This is a genomic window from Neorhizobium galegae, assembly GCF_021391675.1.
Taxonomy (GTDB): Bacteria; Pseudomonadota; Alphaproteobacteria; order Rhizobiales; family Rhizobiaceae; genus Neorhizobium; species Neorhizobium galegae_B.
Genome location: NZ_CP090096.1, coordinates 1,069,674 through 1,096,272, shown reverse-complemented (window position 1 = coordinate 1,096,272; position 26,599 = coordinate 1,069,674). Strand labels below are relative to the sequence as shown.

At 60.3% G+C, this 26,599-nt stretch carries 20 protein-coding genes and 1 pseudogene; 8 read left to right on the top strand and 13 right to left on the bottom strand.

Going from position 1 to position 26,599, the window contains the following annotated elements; translation table 11 throughout:
- Nucleotides 1–129: 129 nt before the first annotated feature.
- On the bottom strand, nucleotides 130–960 hold the full coding sequence (locus LZK81_RS27870) for an IclR family transcriptional regulator (protein WP_052753684.1): 831 nt from the start codon (nucleotides 958–960) through the stop codon (nucleotides 130–132).
- Between the two features lie 183 nt (nucleotides 961–1,143).
- Here LZK81_RS27870 and LZK81_RS27865 point away from each other — a divergent pair, with 183 nt between their 5' ends.
- Nucleotides 1,144–2,151: a Gfo/Idh/MocA family protein gene (locus LZK81_RS27865; RefSeq protein ID WP_233957266.1), complete on the top strand. Its 1,008-nt coding sequence runs from the start codon at nucleotides 1,144–1,146 to the stop codon at nucleotides 2,149–2,151.
- A 555-nt stretch (nucleotides 2,152–2,706) separates the two neighbouring features.
- On the opposite strand, the pseudogene LZK81_RS27860 reads toward LZK81_RS27865, so the two are convergent.
- A pseudogene (locus tag LZK81_RS27860) lies at nucleotides 2,707–2,841 on the bottom strand (glyoxalase/bleomycin resistance/extradiol dioxygenase family protein); the annotation flags it as partial.
- A 163-nt stretch (nucleotides 2,842–3,004) separates the two neighbouring features.
- Between LZK81_RS27860 and LZK81_RS27855 the strand changes: the two are divergent.
- Nucleotides 3,005–4,816 carry a HAMP domain-containing methyl-accepting chemotaxis protein gene (locus LZK81_RS27855; protein WP_233957265.1) on the top strand — a complete coding sequence of 604 codons (1,812 nt, stop codon included), beginning with the start codon at nucleotides 3,005–3,007 and terminating at the stop codon, nucleotides 4,814–4,816.
- A gap of 144 nt (nucleotides 4,817–4,960) precedes the next feature.
- Nucleotides 4,961–5,467: a TIGR02444 family protein gene (locus LZK81_RS27850; RefSeq protein WP_233957264.1), complete on the top strand. Its 507-nt coding sequence runs from the start codon at nucleotides 4,961–4,963 to the stop codon at nucleotides 5,465–5,467.
- Nucleotides 5,468–5,489: 22 nt separating this feature from the next.
- Here the strand turns inward: LZK81_RS27850 and LZK81_RS27845 are convergent, their stop codons facing one another.
- The gene (locus tag LZK81_RS27845; RefSeq protein ID WP_046607608.1) at nucleotides 5,490–6,074 is read right to left on the bottom strand and encodes a UbiX family flavin prenyltransferase; all 585 of its coding nucleotides are present in this window, start codon (nucleotides 6,072–6,074) and stop codon (nucleotides 5,490–5,492) included.
- A gap of 560 nt (nucleotides 6,075–6,634) precedes the next feature.
- On the opposite strand from LZK81_RS27845, the gene LZK81_RS27840 reads away from it, so the two are divergent.
- Together LZK81_RS27840 and LZK81_RS27835 are read left to right on the top strand one after the other, a co-directional pair.
- Complete coding sequence (locus LZK81_RS27840; RefSeq protein ID WP_233957263.1) at nucleotides 6,635–7,126, top strand: (2Fe-2S)-binding protein; 492 nt, start codon at nucleotides 6,635–6,637, stop codon at nucleotides 7,124–7,126.
- Between the two features lie 17 nt (nucleotides 7,127–7,143).
- On the top strand, nucleotides 7,144–7,959 hold the full coding sequence (locus LZK81_RS27835) for an FAD binding domain-containing protein (protein ID WP_233957261.1): 816 nt from the start codon (nucleotides 7,144–7,146) through the stop codon (nucleotides 7,957–7,959).
- An 80-nt stretch (nucleotides 7,960–8,039) separates the two neighbouring features.
- Here LZK81_RS27835 and LZK81_RS27830 read toward each other — a convergent pair whose 3' ends face one another.
- Together LZK81_RS27830 and LZK81_RS27825 are read right to left on the bottom strand one after the other, a co-directional pair.
- A complete protein-coding gene (locus LZK81_RS27830; RefSeq protein WP_233957259.1) occupies nucleotides 8,040–8,540 on the bottom strand; it encodes a MarR family winged helix-turn-helix transcriptional regulator in 501 nt (166 codons plus the stop codon).
- Between the two features lie 234 nt (nucleotides 8,541–8,774).
- Nucleotides 8,775–10,172, bottom strand: coding sequence for an MFS transporter (locus tag LZK81_RS27825; RefSeq protein WP_233957257.1), 1,398 nt, complete (start codon nucleotides 10,170–10,172; stop codon nucleotides 8,775–8,777).
- Nucleotides 10,173–10,301: 129 nt separating this feature from the next.
- Between LZK81_RS27825 and LZK81_RS27820 the strand changes: the two genes are divergently transcribed.
- Both LZK81_RS27820 and ggt read left to right on the top strand, forming a co-directional pair.
- Entirely contained in the window at nucleotides 10,302–11,264 is a 963-nt protein-coding gene (locus tag LZK81_RS27820; protein WP_046607604.1) for a LysR family transcriptional regulator, read from the top strand.
- A gap of 448 nt (nucleotides 11,265–11,712) precedes the next feature.
- Nucleotides 11,713–13,305: a gamma-glutamyltransferase gene (ggt, locus tag LZK81_RS27815; protein ID WP_233957254.1), complete on the top strand. Its 1,593-nt coding sequence runs from the start codon at nucleotides 11,713–11,715 to the stop codon at nucleotides 13,303–13,305.
- 344 nt (nucleotides 13,306–13,649) lie between these two features.
- Here ggt and LZK81_RS27810 read toward each other — a convergent pair whose 3' ends face one another.
- Together LZK81_RS27810 and LZK81_RS27805 are read right to left on the bottom strand one after the other, a co-directional pair.
- Nucleotides 13,650–15,503, bottom strand: coding sequence for an ABC transporter ATP-binding protein (locus LZK81_RS27810; RefSeq protein ID WP_233957252.1), 1,854 nt, complete (start codon nucleotides 15,501–15,503; stop codon nucleotides 13,650–13,652).
- Nucleotides 15,504–15,639: 136 nt separating this feature from the next.
- Complete coding sequence (locus tag LZK81_RS27805; RefSeq protein WP_233957250.1) at nucleotides 15,640–16,617, bottom strand: protein-L-isoaspartate O-methyltransferase family protein; 978 nt, start codon at nucleotides 16,615–16,617, stop codon at nucleotides 15,640–15,642.
- 299 nt (nucleotides 16,618–16,916) lie between these two features.
- On the opposite strand from LZK81_RS27805, the gene LZK81_RS27800 reads away from it, so the two are divergent.
- The gene (locus tag LZK81_RS27800) at nucleotides 16,917–20,300 is read left to right on the top strand and encodes an AAA domain-containing protein (protein WP_233957248.1); all 3,384 of its coding nucleotides are present in this window, start codon (nucleotides 16,917–16,919) and stop codon (nucleotides 20,298–20,300) included.
- Nucleotides 20,301–20,582: 282 nt separating this feature from the next.
- Here LZK81_RS27800 and LZK81_RS27795 read toward each other — a convergent pair whose 3' ends face one another.
- From LZK81_RS27795 to urtC, 6 genes are all read right to left on the bottom strand, one after another.
- A complete protein-coding gene (locus tag LZK81_RS27795) occupies nucleotides 20,583–20,774 on the bottom strand; it encodes a hypothetical protein (RefSeq protein ID WP_233957246.1) in 192 nt (63 codons plus the stop codon).
- Between the two features lie 292 nt (nucleotides 20,775–21,066).
- Nucleotides 21,067–22,221, bottom strand: coding sequence for an iron-containing alcohol dehydrogenase (locus LZK81_RS27790; protein WP_233957244.1), 1,155 nt, complete (start codon nucleotides 22,219–22,221; stop codon nucleotides 21,067–21,069).
- A 12-nt stretch (nucleotides 22,222–22,233) separates the two neighbouring features.
- Nucleotides 22,234–23,985 carry a nitrilase-related carbon-nitrogen hydrolase gene (locus LZK81_RS27785; RefSeq protein ID WP_233957242.1) on the bottom strand — a complete coding sequence of 584 codons (1,752 nt, stop codon included), beginning with the start codon at nucleotides 23,983–23,985 and terminating at the stop codon, nucleotides 22,234–22,236.
- A 28-nt stretch (nucleotides 23,986–24,013) separates the two neighbouring features.
- Entirely contained in the window at nucleotides 24,014–24,709 is a 696-nt protein-coding gene (urtE, locus tag LZK81_RS27780; RefSeq protein WP_233957240.1) for an urea ABC transporter ATP-binding subunit UrtE, read from the bottom strand.
- Nucleotides 24,709–25,458 carry an urea ABC transporter ATP-binding protein UrtD gene (gene urtD, locus LZK81_RS27775; protein ID WP_233957238.1) on the bottom strand — a complete coding sequence of 250 codons (750 nt, stop codon included), beginning with the start codon at nucleotides 25,456–25,458 and terminating at the stop codon, nucleotides 24,709–24,711. Before urtD ends, urtE begins: the two co-directional genes overlap by 1 nt.
- A 1-nt stretch (nucleotide 25,459) precedes the next feature.
- Nucleotides 25,460–26,599, bottom strand: coding sequence for an urea ABC transporter permease subunit UrtC (gene urtC, locus LZK81_RS27770; protein ID WP_233957235.1), 1,140 nt, complete (start codon nucleotides 26,597–26,599; stop codon nucleotides 25,460–25,462).

Below are 26,599 nucleotides of genomic sequence, written 5' to 3'. Positions count from 1 at the left end.
GGCCACCGAGGCGGCCACCTATCCCAAGGCGATCTCCACAATCGCTATTGGAACGTTATTCCATTAAGAACGGCGAGTGTCAACAGAGGTCAGCAATGCGTCAAGCATGCTGTTGGCTAACGAAGTATTTTAGATAATATTTCCAACCACTTGTGAACTTCTCGAAGTGTTGGCTTGTGGGGTAGGCGAAGCAATCCGATAAGGCCAGAGTTGCGAAAGTTCCTCGGCAGTGGCCTTAACCTGTTCCGCTAACTGCGGGAGTACGAGCGAAGAAAAGTGGTGGATGGGTCCGGCGATGCTCACCGTTCCAACAACCTGACCTCCAACGCGAATGACAGCGGCGACAGCGGCGACGCCGGGTTCAGCTTCCTCGATCGCGGTGGCCCATCCGCGTTCCTCGGTCTCATCCAAAGCAGCTGAAAATGTCTGCCTAGAGGTAATAACCCGCGGACCGCCCAAGTCCATGCGCCCCAGTCCACTGGCTACGGCCCTGGCCAAAGCCTCCTCCCGATCGAGGGTCGCTAGCCAAGCTTTTCCGTTGGCGGTCGTGTGCAATGGGACTTTTGCTACCAGCTCCGGCTGGTAGATCAGGCCGGACCGCATGCCTTGTGAATGGGATATCCACGTCAAACCATCACGATCAAGGATCGCAATCCTGCCGAGCCCCTTCGTATTGCTCGCTAACCGGTCCAAAATCGGTTGGCAGATGTCCGGGATCCGTGTGCCGGCTAGCAGGCGCTGGCCCATCACGGCAAGGCGCAATGTAAGTCTATAGAACCCGTTCTCGGGATCCTGTTCGGCCCAGCCTAAGTCACACAGACTGTTGAGCAGGCGATGCGCTGCGCTCTTCGGGACGTCCAGCCGGCGACTGATTTCGCCTAATGACAGTCCACTGGCGTTTTCACTCAACAGGGTGATGAGGTCAAAACAACGGTCTAGAAGGGATTTGACAAGTCGCATGATACCACGATATTCGATTTATCGGAACGCTATTCCAATAGCATTGCGAGAGGCGTTTCACAAGGAGCCGCTAGAACGGCAGTTAGACCATTGGTCCGCAGGTCGTCGGCGCCACCCGGTCGGTCCTAGATTCGTTTAACCATGGCTTCTCGCCTTGATAAACCCGCAATGAACGGAGTCGTGATGAAGATCGCAGTATTCGACGTCAGCCACTGGCATTTTCCGCTTTACATCGCTGCGCTGAAGGATCCGGGTATTGAGATAATCGGCATATCCGACAGCGCGTCATTTGCCGGGGCTCGTTTTTCCGACCTGCTTAATTGTAAGCTCTATGGCTCAGACGATGAGCTTATGAGCCAGGATTTCGACTTCGCACTCGTTTTTAGCCGTCACTCGGATATGGCCGCACTCGCTGAGCGGCTGATCGCTAAAGGCAAGCCCTTTCTCATCGAGAAGCCATGCGGGGTTAATCTCGAGGAAGTTCGTCGTATTCGCAAACTCTCTGAGAAACACGGCGTCTTTGTAAGCGTGCCTTTCATCATGCGCGTGAGCGACCTAGCGGATCGCCTCTCGCCGGCTGCAGGGTTCACGCCAGACGGTTTCCAGCATCTCACCTTCAGGTTTATTGTAGGGTCAGTGGCTCGTTATGAGCGAAACGGGTGTGCATGGATGCTTGACAAGGCGTTCGCAGGAGGTGGGTCGATGCTGAACGTGGGCGTTCACTTCATCGACTTGATTTCAAACTTGACGCAATCCCCCATCACTCAGGTCTCAGGCCAGGTCCAGATCTATCGACCTGATGTCACTGTCGACGAACAGGCTGTGTTCACCTGCCGAAATGGCGCAGGACAGATCGGCGTAATCGAGACAGGCTATTTGTATCCCTCCACGGCCGAGGATCAGCGGGATTTCGCCTTTTCGCTCTCGCACCGTCAATCTTACATTCGAGGCTACGCCGATCAGTTCTACGCCAAGTCGCGAGAACACGAGAGGGCTTACGCTACGACCATCGCGTATAACACGGACGAGTATTACCCGGTTTTGCTCCGCCGCAGCTGGGCGGATTTCATAGATGGTCGCCCTCCCGTTGCAGGCCTGCTCGAAGCGGAGCACGCGCTGGCCGTTGTTGAGGCGGGCTACCGTTCGGCGGCAAACGGCGGAACGCCTGAGCAGGTCGAACCCACTAGCTAGTCCGGCGCCAAACCTTCGTTTAGCGGCGCGCGATGAGTGGAGACTCGCGCTTGAAATCAAATCGTGACGTTGTTCATTGCGACAGCGGCCTGATGCGCAGACACGGCGAGTTTCGTCATAAGATGCCATAGTGCTTGCAGTTCTCGATTGATGGCTTCACCTACCCTTCATTCAGGAGGATGTCTCACGACGAACGCGAAATGTTCACGTATTGCCGGGCGTCGGCCGCCTTGAAGGACGACTGCCAACGCCAGGCGAAGGACTCCGCTGCTGTGTTGATGAGCGTTCGGCTGTCGGACGCGTTGTCGTCTCCTAGGCATTCCGAATCCCCGTCGCCGGCCTCCAGCCAGTCTCTCCGGCCCAAACCGGTGATGACGAAGTCGGCCGTGCGTGATCGTGGCTCCGATGATTTCAGTGAGCCTGCCTGCCGCCCACAGCGGGAGGTGATCGAGCCAGATGATCTCACGCTCACGCCCAAGCAGCCGGCTCTCTGCGCGTTACACCTGCCTCAATCCCGGGACTTTTCAAGGCTAAGCCGGCCAGGCTTGAGCCGCATCATTCGGTGATCTCGACAGGATTGCCGTCGGGATACGAGATCACTGCCTCGTAGAACCCGTCACCGGTCATGCGGGCCGGAGAGAGAAGGATGCCCATGGCTACCGCCTTGGTCGCCATCTCCCGAACCGTCGCCACCTGTCTCTCGTCAACGCAGCCTCGGTCCCGAGCGAATAGACACATCTATGCTATCCCTGGTAGTGCCGTTAAACATATCCTCAGCATTTTCCGCAATCCTTAACCATAGCGGGCCAACAGGATTTGGTCATGACCTCCAATGCAGCAATGGATCTCTTCGATGACCATTAAATTGAAACTTGTCGCCAGCGTCGTCGGCCTCGCGCTCGCGCTTGCCGCAACCACGACTGTCGCATTCATCGGAATGGATACGCTGTCGGCACGCACCCGCTCGATCGTTGAGGATCGGCTCGAGCCCGTGGCGCATATCAAGACGGTCTCCGACGCCTATGCGGTCACCATAGTCGACACCGCCCACAAGACGCGCAGCGGTGCGTTCAGCTGGGAACTGGGCGAGCGGACAGTCCGCGCAGCACTCGTTACCGCCGACCGCGACTGGGCGGCCTACCAGGCAACCCACCTGACCGACCAGGAGAAAAGTCTCGTCCAGCGTTACCTCGGCGCTCGTACGGAGACCACCAAGGCGGTCGACGAGCTTCTGGCGATCATGGGCAAGCGCGATCAGGCGACCCTCGATATCTATGTGACGAAGCGGCTCTACCCGGCGATCGAGCCGCTCGCTGAACCGCTGAACGCGCTAACCAAGCTGCAGCTCGATGTCGCCCACAAGAGTTTCGAGGATGGGTTGGAGGACAAGGCCGATCTCTCCGTTTGGATGACCGTGATCGGCGTGATTTCGCTGATCGTGGTCGGCTTCTCGATCCGGGTCGTGCTGTCAGGTGTTGTCGGTCCGCTGCAACGCCTGCAGGACTGCATGCGGCGCCTCGCCGGCGGCGAACTGACGCTGACCATCTTCGGCATGGATCGCAAGGACGAGATCGGCGGGATGGCAGCGGCAGTGGAGATTTTCCGCCAGGCGGCACTCGACAACAAACGGCTGGAAGGCGAGGCGATCGAAGCCCGCAACCGGTCGGAAGCCGAGCGCATCGCTGCGCAGGAACAAGCCGAAGCCGATGCGTCCCAACGGCTCCGCGTCGCGACCTCCGGCCTTGGCGGCGGCCTGCGCCGGCTCGCCGCAGGCGATCTCTCCTTCCAGCTTGACGAGACCTTCTCGGCGGACTTCGAAGCTCTGCGCCACGACTTCAACACCTCGATCGCCCAACTCGCCAGCACGTTGACACAGATCGCCGGCAGCGCCGAGGCAATCGATGGCGGGACCCAGGAAATCAGTCAGTCCGCCGGCGACCTGTCGCGCCGCTCGGAGCAGCAGGCAGCTTCGCTCGAAGAGACAGCCGCCGCACTCGATCAGATCACTGCAAATGTCAGCTCCGCATCCAAGAAGGTCGATGAGACCCGGAAGATCGCAGCGGAGGCCAATTCGTCCGCCGCCCGTTCCGGAGAAGTTGTAGCCAATGCCGTCGAGGCAATGCGCCGCATCGAGGAAAGCTCCAACCAGATCTCCAACATCATCGGGGTCATCGACGAGATCGCCTTCCAGACCAACCTTCTGGCGCTGAACGCCGGCGTCGAAGCGGCGCGGGCGGGCGAGGCCGGCAAGGGCTTTGCGGTCGTTGCTCAGGAGGTGCGCGAACTCGCCCAGCGTTCAGCCAATGCGGCGAAGGAAATCAAGTCGCTGATCCAGAACTCGACCGTCGAAGTCGGCCACGGCGTGAAATATGTCCGCGATGCCGGCGAATCGCTGAAGTCGATCGAGGGCTATATCGTCACGATCAACAGCCATGTGGACGATATCGCCCGCTCGGCCCGCGAACAGTCGACCGGCCTTTCGGAGATCAATTCGGCAGTCAACCAGATGGACCAGGTGACCCAGCAGAATGCGGCAATGGTCGAGGAGACGACGGCGGCGAGCTCCGGTCTCGCCGACGAGGCCTCGAAACTGCGCCAGATGGTCGGCCAGTTCCAGCTCGGCGCAGGCTCCTCCCAGCCCCAGCGGCGTCGCCGCGCTGCCTGAGGAGATGCCGGGCAATGGCACCTGGCGCTCCCAACGGCGTGGGGTTCCTCGGCGTTGACCGCGATGCGACAGGGGAAATCCCATCGAAGCTTGCCTGTTTCGCAGTCAAACTGATAAGCCGTGGAAAGGCGATGGAGAGGCTGCATGGCTGCGGATACCGGGCAGGGACTTTGGGATTTCGCATTGCGGCTTTATGGTGCCCCCGGTGTCAGCGAAGCCTGCCTGCTGCTTCAGGACGAAAGCGGCGTCGACGTGCCGGTGCTGTTGTTCTCCGCCTGGCTGGCTAAAAATTCCGTGGCGCTTTCGCCAACAGAGATTGCCCGCATCGACGGCCTCGTCGCCAACTGGCGCAATGAGGTGATCGAACCGCTGCGCGCCGTGCGCCGGCGATTGAAGAACGGGCCGCATCCGGCACCCACCGAGGAGACACAAACCTTGCGCAACGGCGTGAAGGCTGTCGAACTCGGTTCGGAAAGGATCGAGCTGGCGGTGCTGGAGGCCGAAGGGCAGGCGCTGATGGCAGCCGATGGTCCAACCGGCGATGCAGCTGGCAATCTCAGAAATGTCGTGAGGTTTTTCCGTGGAGCGGAGCCGGATGAGCGGACGGCCACGGCCCTTGCCGTGATCGAAAACGCGCTTGCGGCCCTTTAGAGTCGACATTCGGAGCACAAAATCAATGCTGGCCGGGTGAACCAGGGCCGTCCTTCCAGCGCTTGACCATCGGCAGGTGGATATCGAAGAGATCAAGCGCCCGGCCAACCGTCTGGGTCACCATCTCGTCCAGTGAGCTGGGCTTCGAATAGAAGGCAGGCACTGGCGGCATGACGATCGCACCGTTGCGGGTCGCCTGGTCCATCAGGGCGATATGGCCGGCATGCAACGGCGTCTCGCGAAACAATAGCACGACACGCCGGCGTTCCTTCAGGCAGACGTCGGCCGCGCGCACGATCAGCTCGTCATTGTAGCAGTTGGCGATGCCGCTCAGCGTCTTTACCGAACAGGGTGCGACGAGCATGCCGGCGGTGCGGAACGAGCCGGAGGAGAGCGCCGCGCCGATATCCTTGTGATTATAGAGCACGTCGGCCAGGCTCTTGATCTCTTCGGCACTCATGTCGATTTCGTCGATCGCGGTGCGAAAAGCGGAGGGCGAGATCACCGCATGGGTCTCGATATCTTCGACTTGCCTCAAAAGCTGCAGGGCGCGAACGCCATAAACGACACCGGATGCACCGGTGATGGCGATGATGATGCGGCGCATGGGACATTTCCCTGAACAATCTATCGCGACGCCTTAGCGCCACTTTCCGATCGGCGCAATGCGGCGATCGTCGGATTGCTCGCATGTGTTCGGCCGCGGCCTCCTCCAGCAGACGCGGTGTCGGGCTCGGGCGCCCCGTTTCGATCGCCGCCGCAGGGAACTCGTGATCTTGTTTCGTACGGGCGCCGGCCCGTGGACAGGCGGACCGGCCGATGCCGTGATCGGGAACCCGAGGGCTCGCGGCAGACTGATTCCGCTGCGAAAAAACTCGCAGACGAGTTCTTCGAAAAGCTTGCGATACGAGCCGTGATGGTTGATCATGCGGCCGATGCCGGAGTAGCGGAGGCTATTGCGACGGCGGCGGTTGCCGCGCCAGTCATGTCAGCTGCACCATCGGCACCTATTTCCCTTGCGGCTCCCGAAGCTGCCGGACCGTCTGTCGCGCCTGCGGCGACGGCCGCGCGGCCTTTCAGCCGTATGTCTTATATCGCCGCCGGCACCGCCGTCGCTGTCATTGTCATCGCGGCTCTCGCCGCCCGAGTTTTTAACAGGAGGGGCGCATGTCCCGCATCACTATCACCGTCAACGGCGCGCCTGAGACGCGCGAGGTCGAAGACCGGACGCTGCTCGTGCAGTTCATCCGCGAACATCTCGGCCTCACCGGCACCCATGTCGGCTGCGACACCAGCCAGTGCGGCGCCTGTACGATCCATCTCGACGGCGAGGCCGTGAAGAGCTGTACCGTGCTTGCCGTCGCCGCCGACGGTTCCCAGGTGACGACGATCGAGGGGCTGGCCGAAGGCGGCAAGCTGCACCACGTGCAGCAGGCTTTCCGCGAACATCACGGCCTGCAATGCGGCTATTGCACGCCGGGCATGATCATGGCCTCGGTGGACATGATCCGCCGGCATGACGGCATGCTCGACGAACATACCGTGCGCCACGAGCTCGAAGGCAATATCTGCCGCTGCACCGGCTACCACAACATCATCAAGGCAGTGCTGGATGCCGCCGAGAAGCATCGCGCGGCACATGCCGTCGCGGCCGAATAAGCGGGGAGGATCACGCAATGTACGCAACGACCTACCACAAGCCGAAGACGCTGGCCGAGGCCGTCGATCTCTACACGAATTCCGACGAGCCCTCCTACCTCTCGGGCGGCCACACTCTGATCCCGACGCTGAAGAGCCGGCTTGCCGCGCCCGCGCATCTGATCGATGTGCGCAGCATTCCGGAGCTTTCCGGGATCGCAATCACCGCCGAAAGAGTGATCATCGGCTCGGCGACCAAACATGCCGCCGTCGCCGCGTCCAAGGAAATCAAGGCCGCCATCCCGGCGCTTTCAGGCCTAGCCGGATCGATCGGCGACGTCCAGGTGCGCCATATGGGCACGATTGGCGGCTCGACCGCCAATAACGATCCGGCCGCCGACTATCCCGCCGCCGTGTTGGCGCTCGATGCGATCGTCCATACGGATCGACGCGAAATCCCCGCCGAGGATTATTTCCAGGGCCTCTACACGACCGCATTGGAGCCAGGCGAAATTCTCGTCCGGGTCGAGTTCAAGATCCCGGAAATCGCCGGCTATGCGAAATTCCGCAATCCGGCCTCGCGTTATTCGATGGCTGCCGCCTTCGTCAGTAAACATCGCGACGGCCATATCCGCGTGGCGATCACCGGTGCGGGCAACGAGGGCGTGTTCCGCTGGACCGAAGCCGAGGCGTTGCTGACCGAGAACTTTTCGGCCGAAGCGCTGGAGGGCCTCACCATCGACCCGTCGCGGATGATGGGCGACATGCACGCGCCGGCCGACTACCGCGCTCATCTCGTCGCCGTCATGACCCGCCGCGCGGTGCAAAACCTCGGCGGCACACATATCCTCTGAGGACAGATGCGCTGATGGAGAAAGGCCGGCGGAGCGACGCGCCGGCCATCGCGGCAGGTCGCGCAACCGAGACGGTATCTTCAACAATCCTGGGGTATGCCGAAGGTCGCAGCGATCCGGCCGAGTACGGCGATCAGAACCGCCTTGTCCTTGCCGGCGATCTCGTCAAGACGGCGGTCGTAGACGACGGCGATCGCGTGCAACTGCTTTTGCATCCTGCGGCCATTTTCGGTGAGCCTGACGCTATAGCTGCGCTGGTCGTCGGGGTTCGGCCGCCGTTCGATCAGTCCGCGATGGGACAATGCCTTGAGGCTGGAGGTGAGCGTCGAGCGGTCGCGACCGCAGATGCGGCTGAGCTCTGACGGCGTCATGCTCTCCCGTTCGGCAAGCACTGTCAGAAGCGCATACCACCCGGGCTTCAGATCCGCCTTGCCGGCCGCCCTGGCAAAGGCCTGGAAGGACGTCTCCTGGGCTACCCGCAGATGATAGCCGATCAGATTCTGGAACATGGCCGGGACAAGCATCTCGGTTTCCGCGGATACCGTATGTGCGTCCGGCCGCGTCGATGGTTCCACCGCCATTTTTGCATTCCTCCCAATATGGAAACTAGTAGGAATGGGGGAGGGCGGCAAGATAGTTTGATATCAAATTACCTTGCTTTGATCGATTGTCCGACAAAGCCGGGCGGACTGCAAGCGAAGCGATGGGCATAGGCCTATCGCGGGAAGATCTGCGACTGGTTCGAGGTATCCAAAAGAAAACCCGCGCCAGACAGCGGCGCGGGCGGAGAGGAGGACTAAGGTCGATGGGCAGATCTATTCGGCCGCCTGGTATCGATCGACGGCTGGAGAAGGTTTCGGGCCGAGCGCCGCGATCAGGGTGATCAGCACGGCGAGCGTCGCGACAAATGCGACAGCGGCGGAATAGGGTTCCCAGCCGACACTGGGAGCGCCGCTGAACACGGCAGATGTTGCCGCCAGCACGACGCCGCCGCCGATCTGGAAGGCGGCGAAGAACATGCCGGAGGCAAGCCCCGACTTGTCCTCCTCGATATCGGCCAGCGCTGCGACCTGGATGGACGGGAAGGTCATGGCATAACCGAGGCCGAGCGGGATCTGTGACAGTATGACGAGCAGGATTGGGTCGATATGGCCGACCGACAGGACCCAGAAGATGTAGCTGATCGCCTGCAGCCCGACGCCCGCCGTCATGAAGCCGGTCGTCCCGCGGTTCTGCGCAAGCGTCGCGAAACGAGGCGCCAGGAACATCACGAAGGCGCCGGCGCCGGCAAAGCAGAAGCCCGTGGCAAAGGCCGACCAGCCATAGACGTCCTGGTAATAGAGCGTCGCGGTGAACTGGAAGCCGATATAGGCGCCCTGGTAGAGAAAGCCGACGATATTGGCATGGGTGAGCCTGGCGCGGCGGAACATCGCCAGCGGCACCATCGGATCCTTGTGGCGGGCTTCGATGGTGAGGAAGGCAATGATCAGCACGATTGCGGCCACGAGCGAGCCCCAGGTGAAGATGTCGGCCCAGCCGGCGGAAGCGGCGTTGGTGATGCCGAACACGAAGAGCAGCAGGCCGGGGGTAATGGTAATTGCGCCGGCCCAGTCGAAGCCGGGACGCGGCCCGGTGCGGCGCGCGTCGAGCGGCAAGGCTATCGGCGCGAGAAGCAGGGTCAGGATCGCGACCGGCGCACCCATTACCAGCGTAGCCCGCCAGCTGATCAGCGTTGCAGCGCCACCGAGCACCATGCCGAGCACGAAACCGGCGGCTCCGGTGGAGGCGAAGAGGCCAAGCGCCTTGGCGCGCTGCGGCCCTTCGCCGAAGACTGCCAGCAGAAGCGCCAGCGCTGCGGGTGCCGTGAAGGCTGCGGCGATACCCTTGATAAGCCGGGCGGCGATCAGCGTCGGGCCGCTGTCGACAAAACCGCCGGCGATGCTGGCCGCCGCAAAGATCGCCAGCGACCAGAGGAAGACGCGGCGATGACCGAAAATGTCGGCTACCCGGCCCCCGAGAAGCAGGAAGCCGCCGTACCCGAGCACATAGGCGCTGACCGCCCATTGCAGGGAAGTGGTCTGCATGCCGAGTTCGGCCTGGATGGCGGGAAGTGCGACGCCGATGGTGGAGACATCCATCGCGTCGAGAAAGTTGGCGGTGCAGAGCAGCAGCAATGCGAGCCCCGCAGCTCCTCGGAATTGAGGATTGCTCATGGGATTGTAATCCTTGTTCATACTGCCCCCGGAGCGGGGAGGTCGAACCGGGCCGGCAGAGGAACGAGAAATTGTCCATCTTCCGAGCCTATTGCAAATTGATAATTGCCATGTCAGGTATTACTGGTGATGATGAATGATGCGACCCTTCGAAAGATTGACCTCAACCTGCTTCTGGCCTTTGCGGTGCTGATGCAGGAACGCAACGTCAGTCGCGCCGCCGAGCGGCTGCTACTCGGACAACCGGGCCTGTCGGCGGCCTTGAAGCGGTTGCGCGAGGCACTGGACGACGACCTGTTCGTACGTGTCGGACGTGGCTTGCAGCCGACGCCCCGGGCGCTGGCAATTGCGCCTGTGATCGAGGACGCACTTTCAAACATCGAGCGGGCGATCCGGCCGCCGGCTGCATTCGACCCGAAAAGCTGGGAAGGCGAGTTCCGCATCGGTATGTGCGACAATCTCGAATCGGCTTTCTTCGGCCCGCTCGCCGCCCGTCTGCGACAGCTCTCGCCCGGATCGCGGCTGATCGGTGTCGCCTCGGAACGGCGTGACGTCTCCCGCATGCTGGATGCCGGCGCCTTTGATTTCAGCGTCGCCGTGCATGACGAGCCGCCCTCCTGGCACGTCCGCGCGCCGCTCTTCACCCAGTCGTCCGTCTGCATTTACGACCCCGCGCAGATCAAGCTCAAGGCGCCGCTCGGCCTTGACGCCTATGCCGATGCGCCGCATGTCGCCGTTTCCTTCGAGGGCAATTCCTCGACCAGCATCGACGTTGCACTCGCCGGCTACGGTAAAACCCGCAATGTCGTGGCGACGGTACCGCGGTTCTCGGCACTGCCGACGGCACTTCGGGCCATGCCGGCCATCGCCACTATTCCGGAATCGATCGCCCGCTGCATGGCCCAGCTCCATAATCTGGCGATCGACTTGCCGCCGATCGACCTGCCGGCCGAGCCGGTGAGCATGCTCTACCGGCGCGTCGACCATGCCGACAGCCGTGCCTTATGGTTCCGCGCCCTCTTCGTGGAAGTCGCCGGCGCGGCGCTCGAAGCCTCCGGCTGCAAGATGGGAATTTCGAAGATTGCAGCTTGAGCCCGAACAGGGCCGGTATCGATGACGGTGGCTAAGATTTCCGGGAGGCTATCAACGTATTGACCCGGTGTTTCAGGCCCGCCTCCCGCCATTCGGAATGGCACGTTGGAGGCGGGCGTCAAGTTTGATGCGTGATCACCCTATCAGGGCGGTCACGAAGGCGACCGCATAAAAGCCTATGATGATCAGGCAGGCGGCGGCCAGCAGGAGGGCTGGAATACTGTTCATGACATCCTTTCCATGCCAGCCCCCCTCAATGCGCGGCAAGCCCGCAATATCCCTTTGAACCGGTTTACGGTCCGCAAAGGTTAATGATTTCCTGCCTTACATTAGGCATTTCAAATTAAAGAGCCGGTGACTTGATGCCGTGCGCCTGGCATGGTCTGTTGAGGAAAATGCTGTGCCGCCACAGGGCCTTGAGCTCGATTTTTTCAGTGATGAGAGTGACATGAGAGATTTCGAATTACCCGGCCGTTCGCTCGCTGTCGGCCGCACTGCGATGGCCGCCACCTCCCAGCCGCTGGCGACGCTCGCCGCCGTCGACATCCTGCGTAGTGGCGGAAATGCCGTGGATGCAGCGGTTGCAGCCTGTGCCGTACAATGCGTTGTTGAAGCCGGCTCGACCGGCATCGGCGGCGATTGTTTCGCACTCCTCTCGCTCGGCGGCACGGACGAGGTGCTGGCCTATAATGGGTCAGGCCGGGCACCGGCTGCCGCAACCGTCGAACATCTCCGCTCGCTCGGCGTCACCAGCCTCACCCGCACCTCGCCGCACACGATCACCGTGCCGGGTGCGGTGGATGCCTGGACGCGGCTGGTTGCCGATCACGGCCGCATGAAGATGGCCGATATTCTCGCTCCGGCCGTCAAGCTGGCGCGCGACGGCTATGTTCTGCCCCCGCGCACGGCGCACGATCTTGCCGCCCAGGCGGAGATCCTGAAGGACGATCCGGCGGCGAGCCGTATCTTCCTCGTCGACGGCAAGGCGCCGCCGACGGGTTCGATCCAGTATCAGAAGCAGCTTGCCGATACGCTCGAAGCCATCGGACGGGAAGGCAGGGACGCTTTTTATCGAGGCCCGATCGCGGAAGGCATGGTGAGCTACCTGAACGGCATCGGCGCGCTGCACGCGCTCGAAGATTTCGCCAATGCCAAAGGCGAATACGTGACGCCGATCAAGACGACGTACCGTGGCCACGAAATCCACGAATGCCCGCCCAACGGCCAGGGCATCATCGCGCTGATGATCCTCAACATCCTGTCGCATTTTCCGGGCAAAGGCGATCCGCTTGCCCCTGAGCGCCTGCATGTCGAGGTCGAGGCGACGCGACTGGCTTACGCGGCGCGCAACCGCTTCCTCGCCGATCCGGCCAAGGTCGACGTGCCGGTCGATTACCTGCTCTCGGACGAACTTGCCAAGCAGTTGGCCGCCATGATCGATCCCGAAAAAGCGATCGAGAACCTGCCGCCCTTCGACGAAGTGCCGCACAAGGATACGATCTATCTCTCGGTCGTTGATGGCGACCGCAATGCCATCAGCTTCATCAACTCGATCTTCTTCGTCTACGGCAGCGGCCACATGGATCCGAAGAGCGGAGTGATGTTCCACAATCGGGGCTTCAGCTTCTCGCTCGATCCGGACCACCCGAACGTGATCGCGCCGGGCAAGCGGCCGATGCACACGATCATCCCCGGCATGGTGACGAAGGACGGCCGTGCCGTCATGCCCTTCGGTGTCATGGGCGGCCAATACCAGGCCATGGGCCACGCCCAGTTCCTCTCAAAAGTCTTCGACTACGGCATGGACCTGCAGAGCGCCATCGACCTGCCGCGGCTCTTCCCGCTGCCTGGGACCAACCAGGTCGAGATGGAGGCCCGGCTGCGCAACACGATCGGCCCGGAGTTCACCAAGCGCGGTTTCGAGGTGAAGGCGCCGGAATCGGCGATGGGCGGCGCCCAGGCGATCTGGATCGACTGGGAAACAGGCGTGCTGAAGGGCGGTTCCGACCCCCGCAAGGACGGCATGGCTCTCGGCATTTGAGCTGTCCGTACAATTTGAGGTGGGACGCTGCCCAGTGTATTGATGTTGTCGTCGCGGCGAAGCTCGGTCGTTATCCTAACAGGGAGCAAGGGCTCCATGGCGGCAGGTTAGCCCATCCGGGATGGGCCGGAAGGGGGCTGTCGGCTGCTAAGACGGTCACCGCGAAAAGCAGACATCGAGGCGACGGTGCGAGGGTCTGGGGTTGCCTCGAAGCGGATATCAGATATGTCGCCAAACTGGTCGCAAAAATCAGATTTTGCGACCGAGTTTTGCGATACAGATTCCCTTGAAGGTTCCGCCTTAGCGATTTTGTCGCGAATGTTAGGATTGAGACAAAGGCTAGGTTAGCCAATGTCGTCAGCAATAAAGCCGCCGGTCTGGCGTCTCCACAGGCGGGCAAACAGCCCGTCCTGCTCGACCAGTTCTTCCGGCCTGCCCTCCTCGACGATGCGGCCGTGATCCAGCACTACGATGCGGTCCATCCTGGTAATGGTTGAAAGACGGTGGGCGATGGCGATCACCGTTTTTCCCTCCATCACGAGGTTTAGCCTTTCCTGGATGGCGGCCTCGGATTCGCTGTCCAGCGACGAGGTTGCCTCGTCGAGCACCAGGATCGGCGCATCCTTCAGGAGCACGCGGGCGATGGCCACCCGCTGGCGCTGACCGCCCGACAATTTGATGCCGCGATCGCCGACGAAGGCGTCATAGCCCTTGCGGCCCTCGCTGTCGGCAAGATCGGCGATGAAGCCATCGGCGCTCGCCATCTTCGTCACCCTTTCGATCTCTTCCTGCGTCGCCTCCGGCCGGCCGTAGCGGATATTGTCACCGACGGAACGGTGCAGCAGCGCGACATCCTGGGCTATGACGCCGATCGCGCGGCGAAGGCTTGCTTGCGTCACCGCCCGGATATCCTGCCCGTCGATCCGGATCGCGCCATCCTTGATATCGTAGAAGCGCAGGAGCAGGTTTGCGAGCGTCGTCTTGCCAGCCCCGGAAAGGCCAACGAGGCCTACCTTCTCGCCGGGCTGCACCGTCAGCGACAGGGCGTCGATCACCGGTTTGCCCGACTTGTAGGCGAAGCGGACATTCTCGAACCGGATCTCGCCCCGATGCACAACAAGTTCGGCCGCATCCGGCCCGTCGGTGATCGTCGGCGGCGTCGTCATGACGGGCATGGCGTCCTTGATCGTGCCGATCGCCTGGAAGATCTGCTGGCCCATCTGCAGGAATGTAAATGTGTGACCGGAGAGGCGGCTGAGAACATATACGGCGGCCGTGAACTCGCCGATCGTGACGAAGCCGTCGACGAGCCCGGTAAAGCCGATCGACAGGATTGCCAGCCAGTGCATCATGTTGAGGACTACGACGATGACCTCAGCGGTACGGTAGATGCGTTGTTCGCTCTGCTGAGCTTTGATCGCGTTGCCGATTATGCCTCTGATGGCGCCGGCCTCGCTGTCTTCCGCGGCGAACTGCTTGACCATCTGCATGTTGGCGTAGAGATCGGTGATGGCGCCGGAAATCAGGCTGCGACGCTTGGCGGAGCGGCGCGCGCGCTCGGTGAAGACGGGTGCCAGCCTGACGGCGAGCAGCACATTGAGCGTGATCCAAATGACGGCCGGAAGGGCAAGCTGCCAGGACAGCGCGCTCAGAAGGATGACGGAGCCGACCATCTGCATGATAAAGCGCGGGATGGACTGGAAGGCCGAAATGACCTGCTGCTGCACCGCTGACGCCACCTGCTGCAAGCGTGAGGCGACTTGGCCGGCATAGAGATCGTGGAAGAAGGCGAGGTCCTGCCGTTCCACCGCCCTGTGGCCCTGCCATTGAATGGCGGCCGGCATGCCGATGCCGAGCGTGTGAGAGTTCAGCGTATTGACGAGGAAAGAGGCAATCGGGATGCCGGGGAAAAGCATCAAGCCTAGTAAGATCAGCAGCATCCGGTCGTTGTGCAGGAAGGCGACAGCACCCTGCTGCGTGACGCCATCGACGATAACAGACAGGCCCCAGACGATAGTCAGGTTCATGGCCTCAATCGCCATGGTGCAAAGGGCGAGCGTGATCAGGATGCCGCGAAACATCAAGACGAAATGAAGAAGAACGGCTACTGGCCCGTTCGACGGCAGCGGCCGGTAGGGGATGTCGAGCGGCCGGATCAGGCTTTCGAAGGGGCGGTAGATCGCATCTGAAATCGACATGGGTGCTCGAACTCAAATTGGAAGAAAAGGCGAGGACTCATCATAAAGAGCAGGATCAGCTTTTGGCTGCAGTCTGAATTAGAACAGCTCAGCAAATGTTAGTGTTTCTGCGACGATACAATTGCGGTCTTGCCGCCTAAGCATAGGCAAGGCACCAGCCGGGACCTCGAACCCAACATTGCTCGGTTGGCAGCTCATCACTACGATACAGCCGCGTCACCCTCTTATGCTCCCCGCTCTCGAATGCCGCGGCAAGCGCTTTTTCCGATTCCGCGTCGCGCATTCCTGCACAGGGGAAGATTGCCACCGGGGAAATCCATTTCGCATGTAATTCTTCACCCCTGCGCGTTACGAGGAACACGGCTCCTCGAAGGTGCATGTTGCTCCAGTTGCTGCTGGTAAATCCAAGATCGGTTGAAAGCGGTAGGATCAGCCTTCCGCCGTCATTGAGCCGGTCCAGCCAGATATCCGCCGGGCGGGTCGCTCCAGCGTTCACATAGATCACATCGGCTGAATTGAAAGCCACGGAACTGCCATCCCCTTGAACCACGGAAACGTTCCGATACGCGGTGAGATTTGCTTTCGCTCGCGCAGCAAGCTCCGGCTCGAACTCGATCGCCGTCACCTTGCCGGATGCGGCAACGAGGTTCGCCATGATCGCAGAATAGTACCCGGCACCAGCGCCAACATGCACGATATGCTCGCCGGTTCGCGACGCAGCCTGCGAAAGCAGGAATGCATGAAGTGACGGCTGCCCGTTGTTGATGTGGCGTTCGGGAACGATCCCGATGATGTCATCTGTATAGACGTAGACCGGATCGGCGGTCGGGGTTGGAACATAGGCTTTTCGCCTTCGGAAGACCGGCCACGGGCCGGGACCAAGGAAATCTTCTCGCGGCACTTCGGCAAAGGCTGTTTCAACGCGCTCATCGACAACTTGAACGGCCGCCGTGATCTGCTTCGCATAAGCTCGACGCACGATCTTCAATTCGTCCGGTGTCATCAGCAGATAAACTCCAATGAACAGTTCCCTGTCGCAAAATTCCCGATTAAAGCGAGACTTGTTTTCCCAACTTTTGCCAGGTCGCAGAATAGGGAGTTTTGCAGCAGCCACAATGCCTCCTGTCGGAGGTGCAACATGCTGCCGCGCGGATCCACAGGTCTGCTTTCGGGGCTCCGCTAGGGGATGCCCTACGACTGGGAGTGGAGGCGCGATCCTGACATGATGGTGGTCGGCCCTAGGCGGCTATACAGATTGGGCGCCGAGAGACGCGCGACGGTCGTCAATCTCTGATGTTAAGGAGGCCGTCCGCACTCGCTTCGAGGGCATAGACAGGTTGCCGGTATGTGGATAGACGGTCAGGATCTGAAGCGCTCAATTTCAATCGTCACCCTCTATCAAAGGTCAGGCTTGTGAATCGAAACGTCGATGCCATCCTGCGCTATTGGCGCACTTCTTTGGCAGATGGTGCTTTGGGGGAGGGCCAGTTTAGCCAACGGGATCGCCAACGTTTTATCGAACTCTCTGCCGAAACCCTGCGGGACGGCCTGCTACCAAAACAATCAGTCAGCCAACTGTTCAAAGACCAGCCAAAAGCGAAGGTTGTCGGGGTTCGCTTGTGGCCGCTGATTGTGGCAAGACGGTCTTCACATGGTGCGGCCAGAGGTGATGGGCTTCCCGAACTGGTTGGGCCGATCGTTACCGAAGCGCTGGTTGATGTCCAGGGGAAGATCTTACCGCAACGCAACACCATTGCGCGAGATTTGCTGACGCCGTTACCTTCCGACGAATTTAGCATCGGCGCGGTAGACGCCTTGGATAGCTTCCTGACCGCGGAGCCTCTGCAATTGGGCGATCGTTTGGACTGGGCAACTTACCTCGCACATTGCCGCAAAATGCTGGATGCCGTGGCGGAAGGCTGGCCCGCCGGAGATCAACATTATGTCCCTGCCGGCTTTGGTCTTTTAGAGCCGGCCGAAGACGCTTCGGCGACAGTGCGCAACATCTTGAACCTTTACGACAAAATCCTCGCCGATCGTCCGAAGGCGCCGCTTCTCAACAAAATCGTTTCACCAGTCGAGCGATTGGTCATCGACACGAAAGTCGAGACAGCTCTTGCTCGTCGTCTAGGCCATTCCAATCCCCATTTCCCCTTGGCTGAGCAGCAGCGGCAGGTTCTGGCCTGGTTGGACGCTGCAGTGCCGGGGGATGTCATCGCCGTCAATGGTCCGCCGGGGACGGGTAAGACGACCCTCCTTCTATCTGCTGTGGCAGGACTTTGGGTTCGTGCAGCGCTGAATGGCGGGGAGCCGCCTGTGATTGTGGCTACGTCGTCGAACAATCAAGCCGTTACGAACATTATCGACGCATTCGGCAAGGATTTTGCCAAGGGCGACGGGCCGCTCGCTGGGCGTTGGCTACCGGGGGTAGACAGCTTTGGCATATTTCTGCCTGCAAATTCTCGACGGCAAGAAGCGTCAGAGAAGTATCAAACCGAGGATTTCCAAACCCGCATGGAAACCGTCGACCGTTTTCGGGCCGCCAAAGATGCATGGCTAACCTCTGCCCGTGCCGCATTTCCTGACAGTCAGGGGAACGTCGCCGAATATGTCTCAGCGATCCAGCGCGCCATTGCCTATCAGGTGGCGAAACTTGAAGAGGCTGACCGCAGTCTAGAGCAACAATTTTTCGCGATGGGCAAAGCGCAGGAATTTGGAGGAGACCCGGCAGCGGCTGAAGCACGTGCTCAGAAAAGTGTCAGTGAGCGAGGCCTGGTGGTCGAAAGAATGAAACGCCATCGCGCAGAGTTCGATCGCCAACAGGCTCAGGAATCCAGCCTCTTGGCTTTTTTCAGTTTTCTCCCCGCCGTTGAACGCAAGCGCGTTCTCAGGGCGCGCGTAGCGCTGGGGGGACTTTCCGGCCTCGATGGTCTGAAGCGTATCTCCGAGGTCGATCAACAGCTAGCTCGGTGGATTCAAAAGGCCGAAATTGAGTACGCCTCGGCAAAGGAGGCATTGAACGGCATCAGGACGTTAATGGCCGAAATCAATGCGGCCCAATCTGCTCGAAAAAAGGCACTGATCTCACTCGACGGAGGGGACGGGCAGGAGGATGGTTTGGAAGATCGGATCGATCTATGCCAACGTTTCGAGCTCTTCCGATTGGCCACTCATTATTGGGAAGGCCGCTGGTTGATGGCGATGGAGGCTGATCTGACGGGAATTGTGGCCTCTACCGTCAAACGAGGTCGATCGACGCTGGTTCCGCGCTGGCATCGACGCATGATGTTGACACCATGCGCAGTGTCGACTTTCGCCACCCTGCCTTCAAAGCTCTCTTACAGCCGCCGGGACGGAGCCGAATGGGCCAATGAGTATCTTTACGATTTCATCGACCTGCTGATTATCGACGAGGCGGGTCAAGCCTTGCCCGAAGTTGCAGGCGCGGCCTTCGCTTTGGCTAAACGCGCCTTGGTTATCGGCGACACCAAGCAGATCGAGCCGATCTCAGCCGTGCCCCGCGCCGTCGATGTTGGGAATTTACGCGAGGCCGGTCTGCTGGAGGAGGATGCGGACATTCAAAACCTTGACGCCACGGGTCTTTGCAGCACGTCAGGCAGTGCGATGCGGCTGGCCCAACAGGCCTGTCAGGTTTCGCCTTGGTCAGACCTGGAGCCGGGCCTGTGGTTGTTTGAGCACCGCCGTTGCCATGATGAGATCATAGAGTACAGCAACGCCCTTTGTTACAAGGGCAAGCTTCGCCCCCGTCGTGGGCCCGCGCCGAGCGATGCGCTTTTGCCGGCGATGGGATACGTTCATGTTGACGGCAAGGCGGTCCGCGCGGGCAATAGCCGATCAAATCCCACTGAAGCTCAAACAATCGGGGCTTGGATTGCTGAAAACCGCACGTCTTTGGAGGCGCGATACAATCGCCCAGTAGAGCAAATCGTTGGCATTGTTACCCCTTTTGGCGCACAGGTCCGCGAGCTGCGGAGAGCTTGCTCCGCGCACAAGCTCACTGTCTCGGGGCGAACAGGCATAACAATCGGAACCGTCCATACACTGCAAGGTGCCGAGCGCCCAGTGGTGATCTTCTCTCCAGTCTATTCCAAACATGCCGACGGTGGTTTCATTGACAGCTCTCCCAGCATGTTAAACGTTACCGTGTCGCGCGCCAAAGACAGCTTTCTGCTGTTCGGAGACATGGATGTGCTTGCGAATGCGACACCTGGTTCGCCGCGTGCCTTATTGTCGAGCTTCCTCGACCAACCCGGTCTGGAGCTTGGTTTCCAGCCGACTCCGCGTGCCGATTTGCAGGAGAGCGAAGGACCGCTGCAAATCCTGCGAAACGCTGCAGAACACGACGCGTTTCTATTGAAAGTCTTGTCTGCCGATGCGCGGCGCTACCTGATCGTCAGCCCTTGGATCAGACTTCGCACGATGGAGCGCACAGGCATATTAAAGGCCCTGGAGCTGGCTACTGCCAGGGGCGCTGAAATCGACATCTACGCCGACCCGTTGTTGAACGGGACCCTGACACCCGGCGGCACCAATCAAATAGAAGAAGCCGCTGCCGCGCTGAAACAGATTGGTGTCAGCCTGCACCGTCTTGAGAAGCTTCATAGCAAAATTATCGCCGTGGATGACGACCTTCTCTGTGTGGGATCCTTCAACTGGCTAAGTGCCGCCCGAGAGGGGCAATATGCGCGCCATGAGACGTCTTATGTTTATCGAGGCAAAGACGTCGAGGCCGAAATCCGCGTGACGAAAGAAGATCTAAAACGGCGAGCTAGCTAAATGACGGATTGATGTAGCTGATCCGGCTGCTGCCAGTCTCCTTATGGCGTACAGAGCAACTGGCGCGGCCGCGAAGATGGTGTCTTCTGCTTTCAGGCGCGCGATAACGTTCTCCATGACCAATGCGGAGGCGCATAGCCGCTACTTGACTTTTTCAACCGGGGCCCCTCCTGCGCGAGGCGCACGGCCCTGATCCGCAGGGCCGCACATTTTCAAATCTCCGTATGCTCAGCCAGTTCCAGCGCATCCTCGATGTCGACGCCTAATTCCATTGGCCATGCACTAAAAGCTTGCTGCCGGGCGGATGGCCCTGCCGGGCGGGAGCAAGCGAGCCCGACGACCGATGAGGATCATCATGTTATTGACGAACCGCGGCGACACCCGAAAATGCTGGGCAGCCTCCCGATTGCTGTTGCCTTTCTCCACAAACGCAACGACACGCGCACGCAACTCGATCGGATGCGGCTTGCCCATGGCGGGTCTCCTTCCATGGGGAAAGCGAATCACAAATCGACCAAATGCGGAATCCTCAATCTGGTGAGATGCGACACGCTTTTTAGCCTTGGGGTTTATTGGCTGTTATAGGGCATGTTCTGAGATTGCAGCCGTAACGTTGACAATAGTGTCAATCGGTTAGCTGACGCGGGGCATCCGCATCATTGATTTTGTGCTTTGCGCATCTGGGTCGGTGGTTTGAATCTGGTCAAGCGAGCAAAATTCTGTCGGTGTTGTCACATATGGCGCGACCCTCGCGTCCTGCACTTTTTTACCAAGCGACTTCGTAGATCCTGACAGCGTCCGGCAGCGACACCGTGCGCGGATTGTTGACCAGCAGACGGGTCTGTTCCATCGCACTTTCCGCTAGCAGAGGAAGTCCGTCCTTGGGAACTCCAACATCTCTCAGGCGTACGGGCAGGTTCAGGCGCACAGGCAGCATCGCCAATCCTTCGATAAAGCCGGAAATCCGCTCGGCCTGGCCTGCAGGCTCAAGATGAGGATAGAGGCAAGGCGCCAGCTCAGCATAGGCATCGCCACACACGGTCGCGTTGAAGCGCAGGACATGCGGTAAGACAAGACTGTTGGAAAGGCCGTGAGGGACGTGATAGCGGCCACCGACCGGATAGGCGAGCGCATGGACAGCAGCGACCGGCGAGTTGGCAAAGGCTTGTCCGGCGAGCATCGCGCCGAGCAGCATCGCCTGTCTGGCGGCCAGATCGGTTCCGGTCATGACGGCGATCTCGATATTCGCCCCGAGAAGCCGAAGAGCCTCCTTGGCAAGGGTACGGGAAACCGGATTGTTATTTGTACTTGCGGAGGTGAACGCCTCGATGGCGTGCACCATGGCGTCAATCCCCGTTGCAGCGGTCACGGTTGGTGGAAGTCCGAGGGTCAGTTCGGCGTCGAGAACGGCAACATCCGGTAGCAGCACCGGTGATACGACGCCCTTTTTTTGATATGCGCCCGTGGTGACGATGGAAATCGGTGTGACTTCTGATCCGGTGCCCGCCGTTGTCGGCACAAGCACCAGCGGCAGACGCTGCCCGCTTACCTTGCCCACTCCATAGATATCATCGAGTGCTTCGCCGCTTCTGCAGAGCAGAGCTACAAGTTTTGCGACATCGAGCGACGAGCCACCGCCGATGCCCAATATACCGGTTGCGCCAAACTCGATCGCCTGCGCCACAGCCGCATGAATGATGGCTTCCGGCGGATCGGCGACAACGCCTGTAAAGAGCGATGTTTCGGCGCCACCTGCCGAAAGGCTCGCCAGGGCCGGCTGCACCAGCCCCGCCTTGACGATCCCATCATCTGAAATCACCAATACACGCGACCCGAGCAGGGTCGTCAGCTCCGAAAGCCTTGCGACGCAGCCCGGCCCTGCAATTATCTGCGGGACGGTTGCGAATGTGAATGTGGACATCGTACCGGCCTCTCACTGATGCCATTTGACGAGAGGTTGATAGTGGTGCGGCTGGCGCATGACAACAAGATCCTTTCGGCGGACGATATTCGTCGGGTAGGGCGTATCGAGATTGGTGGTGTCGACGGTTGCAGCCGCAATACCGTCCTCGTCGAGGATCACCGATTCGTGACGCGGAAAGGCAAAGGAATCCGGCCCGAACACCGCACTCTTGCCCAGGTATCCCCGCGCCGCATCCAGCACATTGGCGAAGGCGAAATAGACGTTGTTCTCGCCACCGCGCACGCGCAATGCATGCCAGTGATAGGGGTCGGCGCCTTTCGGAATCGGATAGTTGTGCGGGATCTTCGTGCCGGCGTGACCGCCGGTAAAAGTGCCGGCGATCGCTGAGGGGCAGGCGACCAAATCGCACCCCATCAGGGAGAGCGAACGGATGGCTTCCGGATAGAGCGCGTCGTGGCCAATCGCCAAGCCGACGCGGCCGATGGCAAGATCGTAGACTTTCCATTCGTCGCCGGCCGTCGCCCAGCTATCGGCAATGCCGAGATGCGTCTTGCGGTAGCTGCCCACAAGTCCCTCGGGTCCTGCGAGGACCGCGCTGTTGTAAACCTTGTCTCCGTCCGCCTCGGCAAATCCGGCGACGAGATGGAAGCCGAGCTTCATTGCCAGACGAACAAAGGCGGATACCGTCTGGCCTGAGAGCAGCTCCGCCCGTGTTTCAGGGGCCTCCAGTCCGGTCAGCGACAGTTCCGGGAAAACCAGAATGTCCGGTGCTGTCGTCGCTTTCGCGTCGGCTGCCAGCTTAGCGATGCGGGCAAGATTATCTTCGATGACAGAGGATGGGGCGAACTGAGCGACGGCGGCGCGCGATGCGCGCCCGCGCGGGATGGGCTGATAGCCATAGAGACGGAAGTAGTCGCCTGGATTCCAGGTGAAGCTGTTGGTCATCATGTTCATGTAGAGCTCGGGCCGGCGGGCCTTGAACACCGGTTCACACAAGACCTCGCGGCGGCGGGCGCGGGCAAGATCGACCGTGCCATAGGCAATCCCGTCGCCCGTATCGATCGATGCGGCAACCGTTCCGTCGGGCTCGATCAGGCAGCTTCCCCCGGAAAACTGTACGGTTCTTTCCAATCCCCAGCGGTTGCTTTCGATGACATAGCAGGCGTTTTCGAAGGCGCGGTTGATCCAGTAGGGTGCCGGCGTGCGCTCTTGCAGCCAGTTGGAGATGTGGCAGATGATATCGGCACCCGCCAGAGCTTCCAGTCGCGCCGTCTCGAAGAAGTGCAAATCCATGCAGACCAGCATCGAGATCCGGCCGATCTCCGTTTCGAAGACCTCGTGGACGATATCGCCATTGGCGGCCCATTTCGGCTCGGCGATATAGGGATGCGACTTGCGGTGCCGGCCAACGACGCCCTCAGGGCCAATCAGGACGGCGGTATTGTAATAGAGATCGCTCGCCGGATCGACTTCTGGCATGCCGACGACGATATAGCAGCGGTGTTTTCTGGCAATGGCCTGGAAAACATCGGTGGTCGGTCCGGGGATAACCTCGACGAAAGGTTTCACTTCGGCCCTGTCGAACCAGCAATAGCCGGTCGTGCCCATTTCGGGCGTGACGATCAGGCGCGCGCCTGCCGCCGCTGCCTCCTCGCAATGGGCTGCCAGCCGGCTGATATTGCGCGCTTTCTCGAACATGGTCGGCTCGAACTGAATGGTGGCCGCGGTGTAGCTTTGTGTCGATGTCATGGTCGTTCCCATTGTCTCTGTGAAAGGATGTCCGGCTGTTTCAGACAGCCATATGCCGGTGAACAAGCGCGTCGGAGAGCGCGTCGATGGCGCCAGTCGCGACCACGCGTCCCTTTTCCAGCATCGCGAACTGGTGAGACGCGTGCCGCGCAAAAGCGACGTTTTGTTCGACGAGGATGATCGTCATGCCGATCTCGCGATTGAGCTGAATGATGATCTTTTCGATCTCCTCGACGATGGATGGCTGAATGCCTTCGTTCGGTTCATCGAGAAGAAGTATCTTGGGGTCGGCGGCCAGCGCGCGGGCGATAGCAAGCTGCTGTTGCTGGCCGCCCGAAAGTACGCCGCCCGGTCGATCGAGGTTGGCCATCAGGTATGGAAAAAGCTCCGGCACCAGCGCTGGAATTTCGCGTTTGCGATCAGTGCGCGCAAAGGTGCCCATCAGGATGTTCTCGCGGATGGTAAAATCGGGAATGATCTCCCTCCCCTGGGGGACATAGGCGATACCGGCCCGTGCCCTCATATGCGTCGGGGAGGAGCCGATATCCGTTCCCTGCAGATGCATCTCGCCCGTCATGCGGTCGGTCAGTGCCATCAAGGTTTTCAACAGCGTCGTCTTGCCGGTGCCGTTGCGACCGAGGATGCTCGTGACCTTGCCGGCCGGAATATCGAGCGTGACGCCGTGCAGGATATGGCTGCGGCCGTAATAGCTGTGCACGTCCTTTAATGACAGCATCAGGATATTCCTTTCGAACCGAGATAGGCTTCACGGACTTTCGGATTACGCTCGATATCTTCGACGCTTCCCTCGGCCAGAACTTCACCGAGATGGAGAACGGTGATGCGCTCGGCGATTTCGCGGACGAACCCCATGTCGTGTTCGACGACGAGGATCGTATGGCGACCTTTGAGATTGTTGATGATCTCCGCGGTTTTGCGGGTTTCGGCCTGGGTCATGCCAGCCGTGGGCTCGTCGAGCAGAACCACCTTGGGGTCTTGGACAATAAGCATGCCCAGTTCCAGCCACTGTGTCTGGCCGTGACTGAGATAGGCGGCCATCATGTTATGCTCGGCTTCGAGGCCTATTAGTGCCAGAACGTCGTCCACGCGCCGTGCCTCGGCGCGCGAAAAGCCGAACCGGAGATTGGCAAGCACCGAAGGGTTGCGGCAATTGGCGACCTCCAGGTTCTGACGCACCGTCAGGTCGCGAAAGACGCTGGGGACCTGGAATTTTCGGCCAATTCCGGCGCGTGCGATTCTGTGTTCAGGCCAGTTGGTGATGTCGGTGTCGTAGACGAAGACCTTGCCCTGCGTACTGTGGGTCTTGCCGCTGACCAGATCCATCAAGGTTGTCTTGCCGGCTCCGTTTGCGCCGAGCAGCACGCGCAACTCGCCGTCGAAGACGGTGATGCTGACATTGTTGACGGCTCTGAACCCGCCGAAATCGACACTGAGACCGTCGATGATCAATGCGATCGCACTCATATCACAATGCCTCGCTTTGTTGCTGCAAGGATGAAGATGCCGCACCTGGTTTGAGCCGGCGGATAAATTGCCGCAGCACATCATGTGCAAGGCCCCCAAGGCCACGCGGCATGAACAGAACGACGAGCACGAAGATGAGGCCGATGATCGCTTTCCACGCCTCGACCAGCGCTTCGGTCTCGCTGACCTCAGCCTCGATCATGTTGATCAGGATCGCGCCGATGCAGGCGCCAAGCAGGGAGGAGCGGCCGCCGACGGCAGCCCAGACGACCATCGTCACCGAGAATGACAGATCCATGAACGTCGGAGAGGCGAACTCCGCGACGACCACGTAGAGCATGCCGGCAACGCCGGCGATCCCCGCCGAAATGACAAAGAAGAACACCTGGTAGAGCGAGACGTCGAAGCCGAGATACCGCGCGCGCACCTGGTCATCGCGGATCGCTTGCAGGATCATGCCCGCACGGGTTTCCACGATAAGACGGGCACCGATGAGTGTCAGCGACAGGCATACGGCGCACAGATAATAGGTCGCCCGGCTGTAGGGGTCGAATTCGATGCCGCCGATCGTCAGCCAGCCAAGATCCGTCAGGCCGTTGAAGCCGTTTGTCACCGGTTGCGCATCAACCATAATGAGACGCACGAGCAGAACAAGCGCCAGCGTGATGATCGAGACGAACACGCCGGAAATGCGCTTGCGGAAAACCAGCATGCCGAGCGCGCCGGCAATCACCACAGGAAGCACGATACCGAGCACGAGACCCACCGACTGGCTTTGAAAGGGAAGCCAGAGGAAGGAGCCCTTGTTGATGCAGCAAAGCTGCGTCGGTGCGCCGGGCTCGGCATTCCAGAGCATGAAATCCGGAACCGGCTTGTCGGAGCCCTGTTGGAGACTGGTCGGGCTCGACAGCTTCAACGACATGGCCAGCATATAGGCGCCCAGGCCGAAAAACAGCCCCTGGCCCAGATTGAGAATGCCCGCATAACCCCATGTGAGCGCGATGGCGACGCCCAGCATCCCGTAGACCAGATATTTCGAAATGCGGTTCAGCCAGAATTCGTCGCCGAAAACGGGGGCTGCGAAGATCACCGCGATGAAAAGCACATAGGCGGCGGTCTGGAATTTCCGTTCGATGCTCAT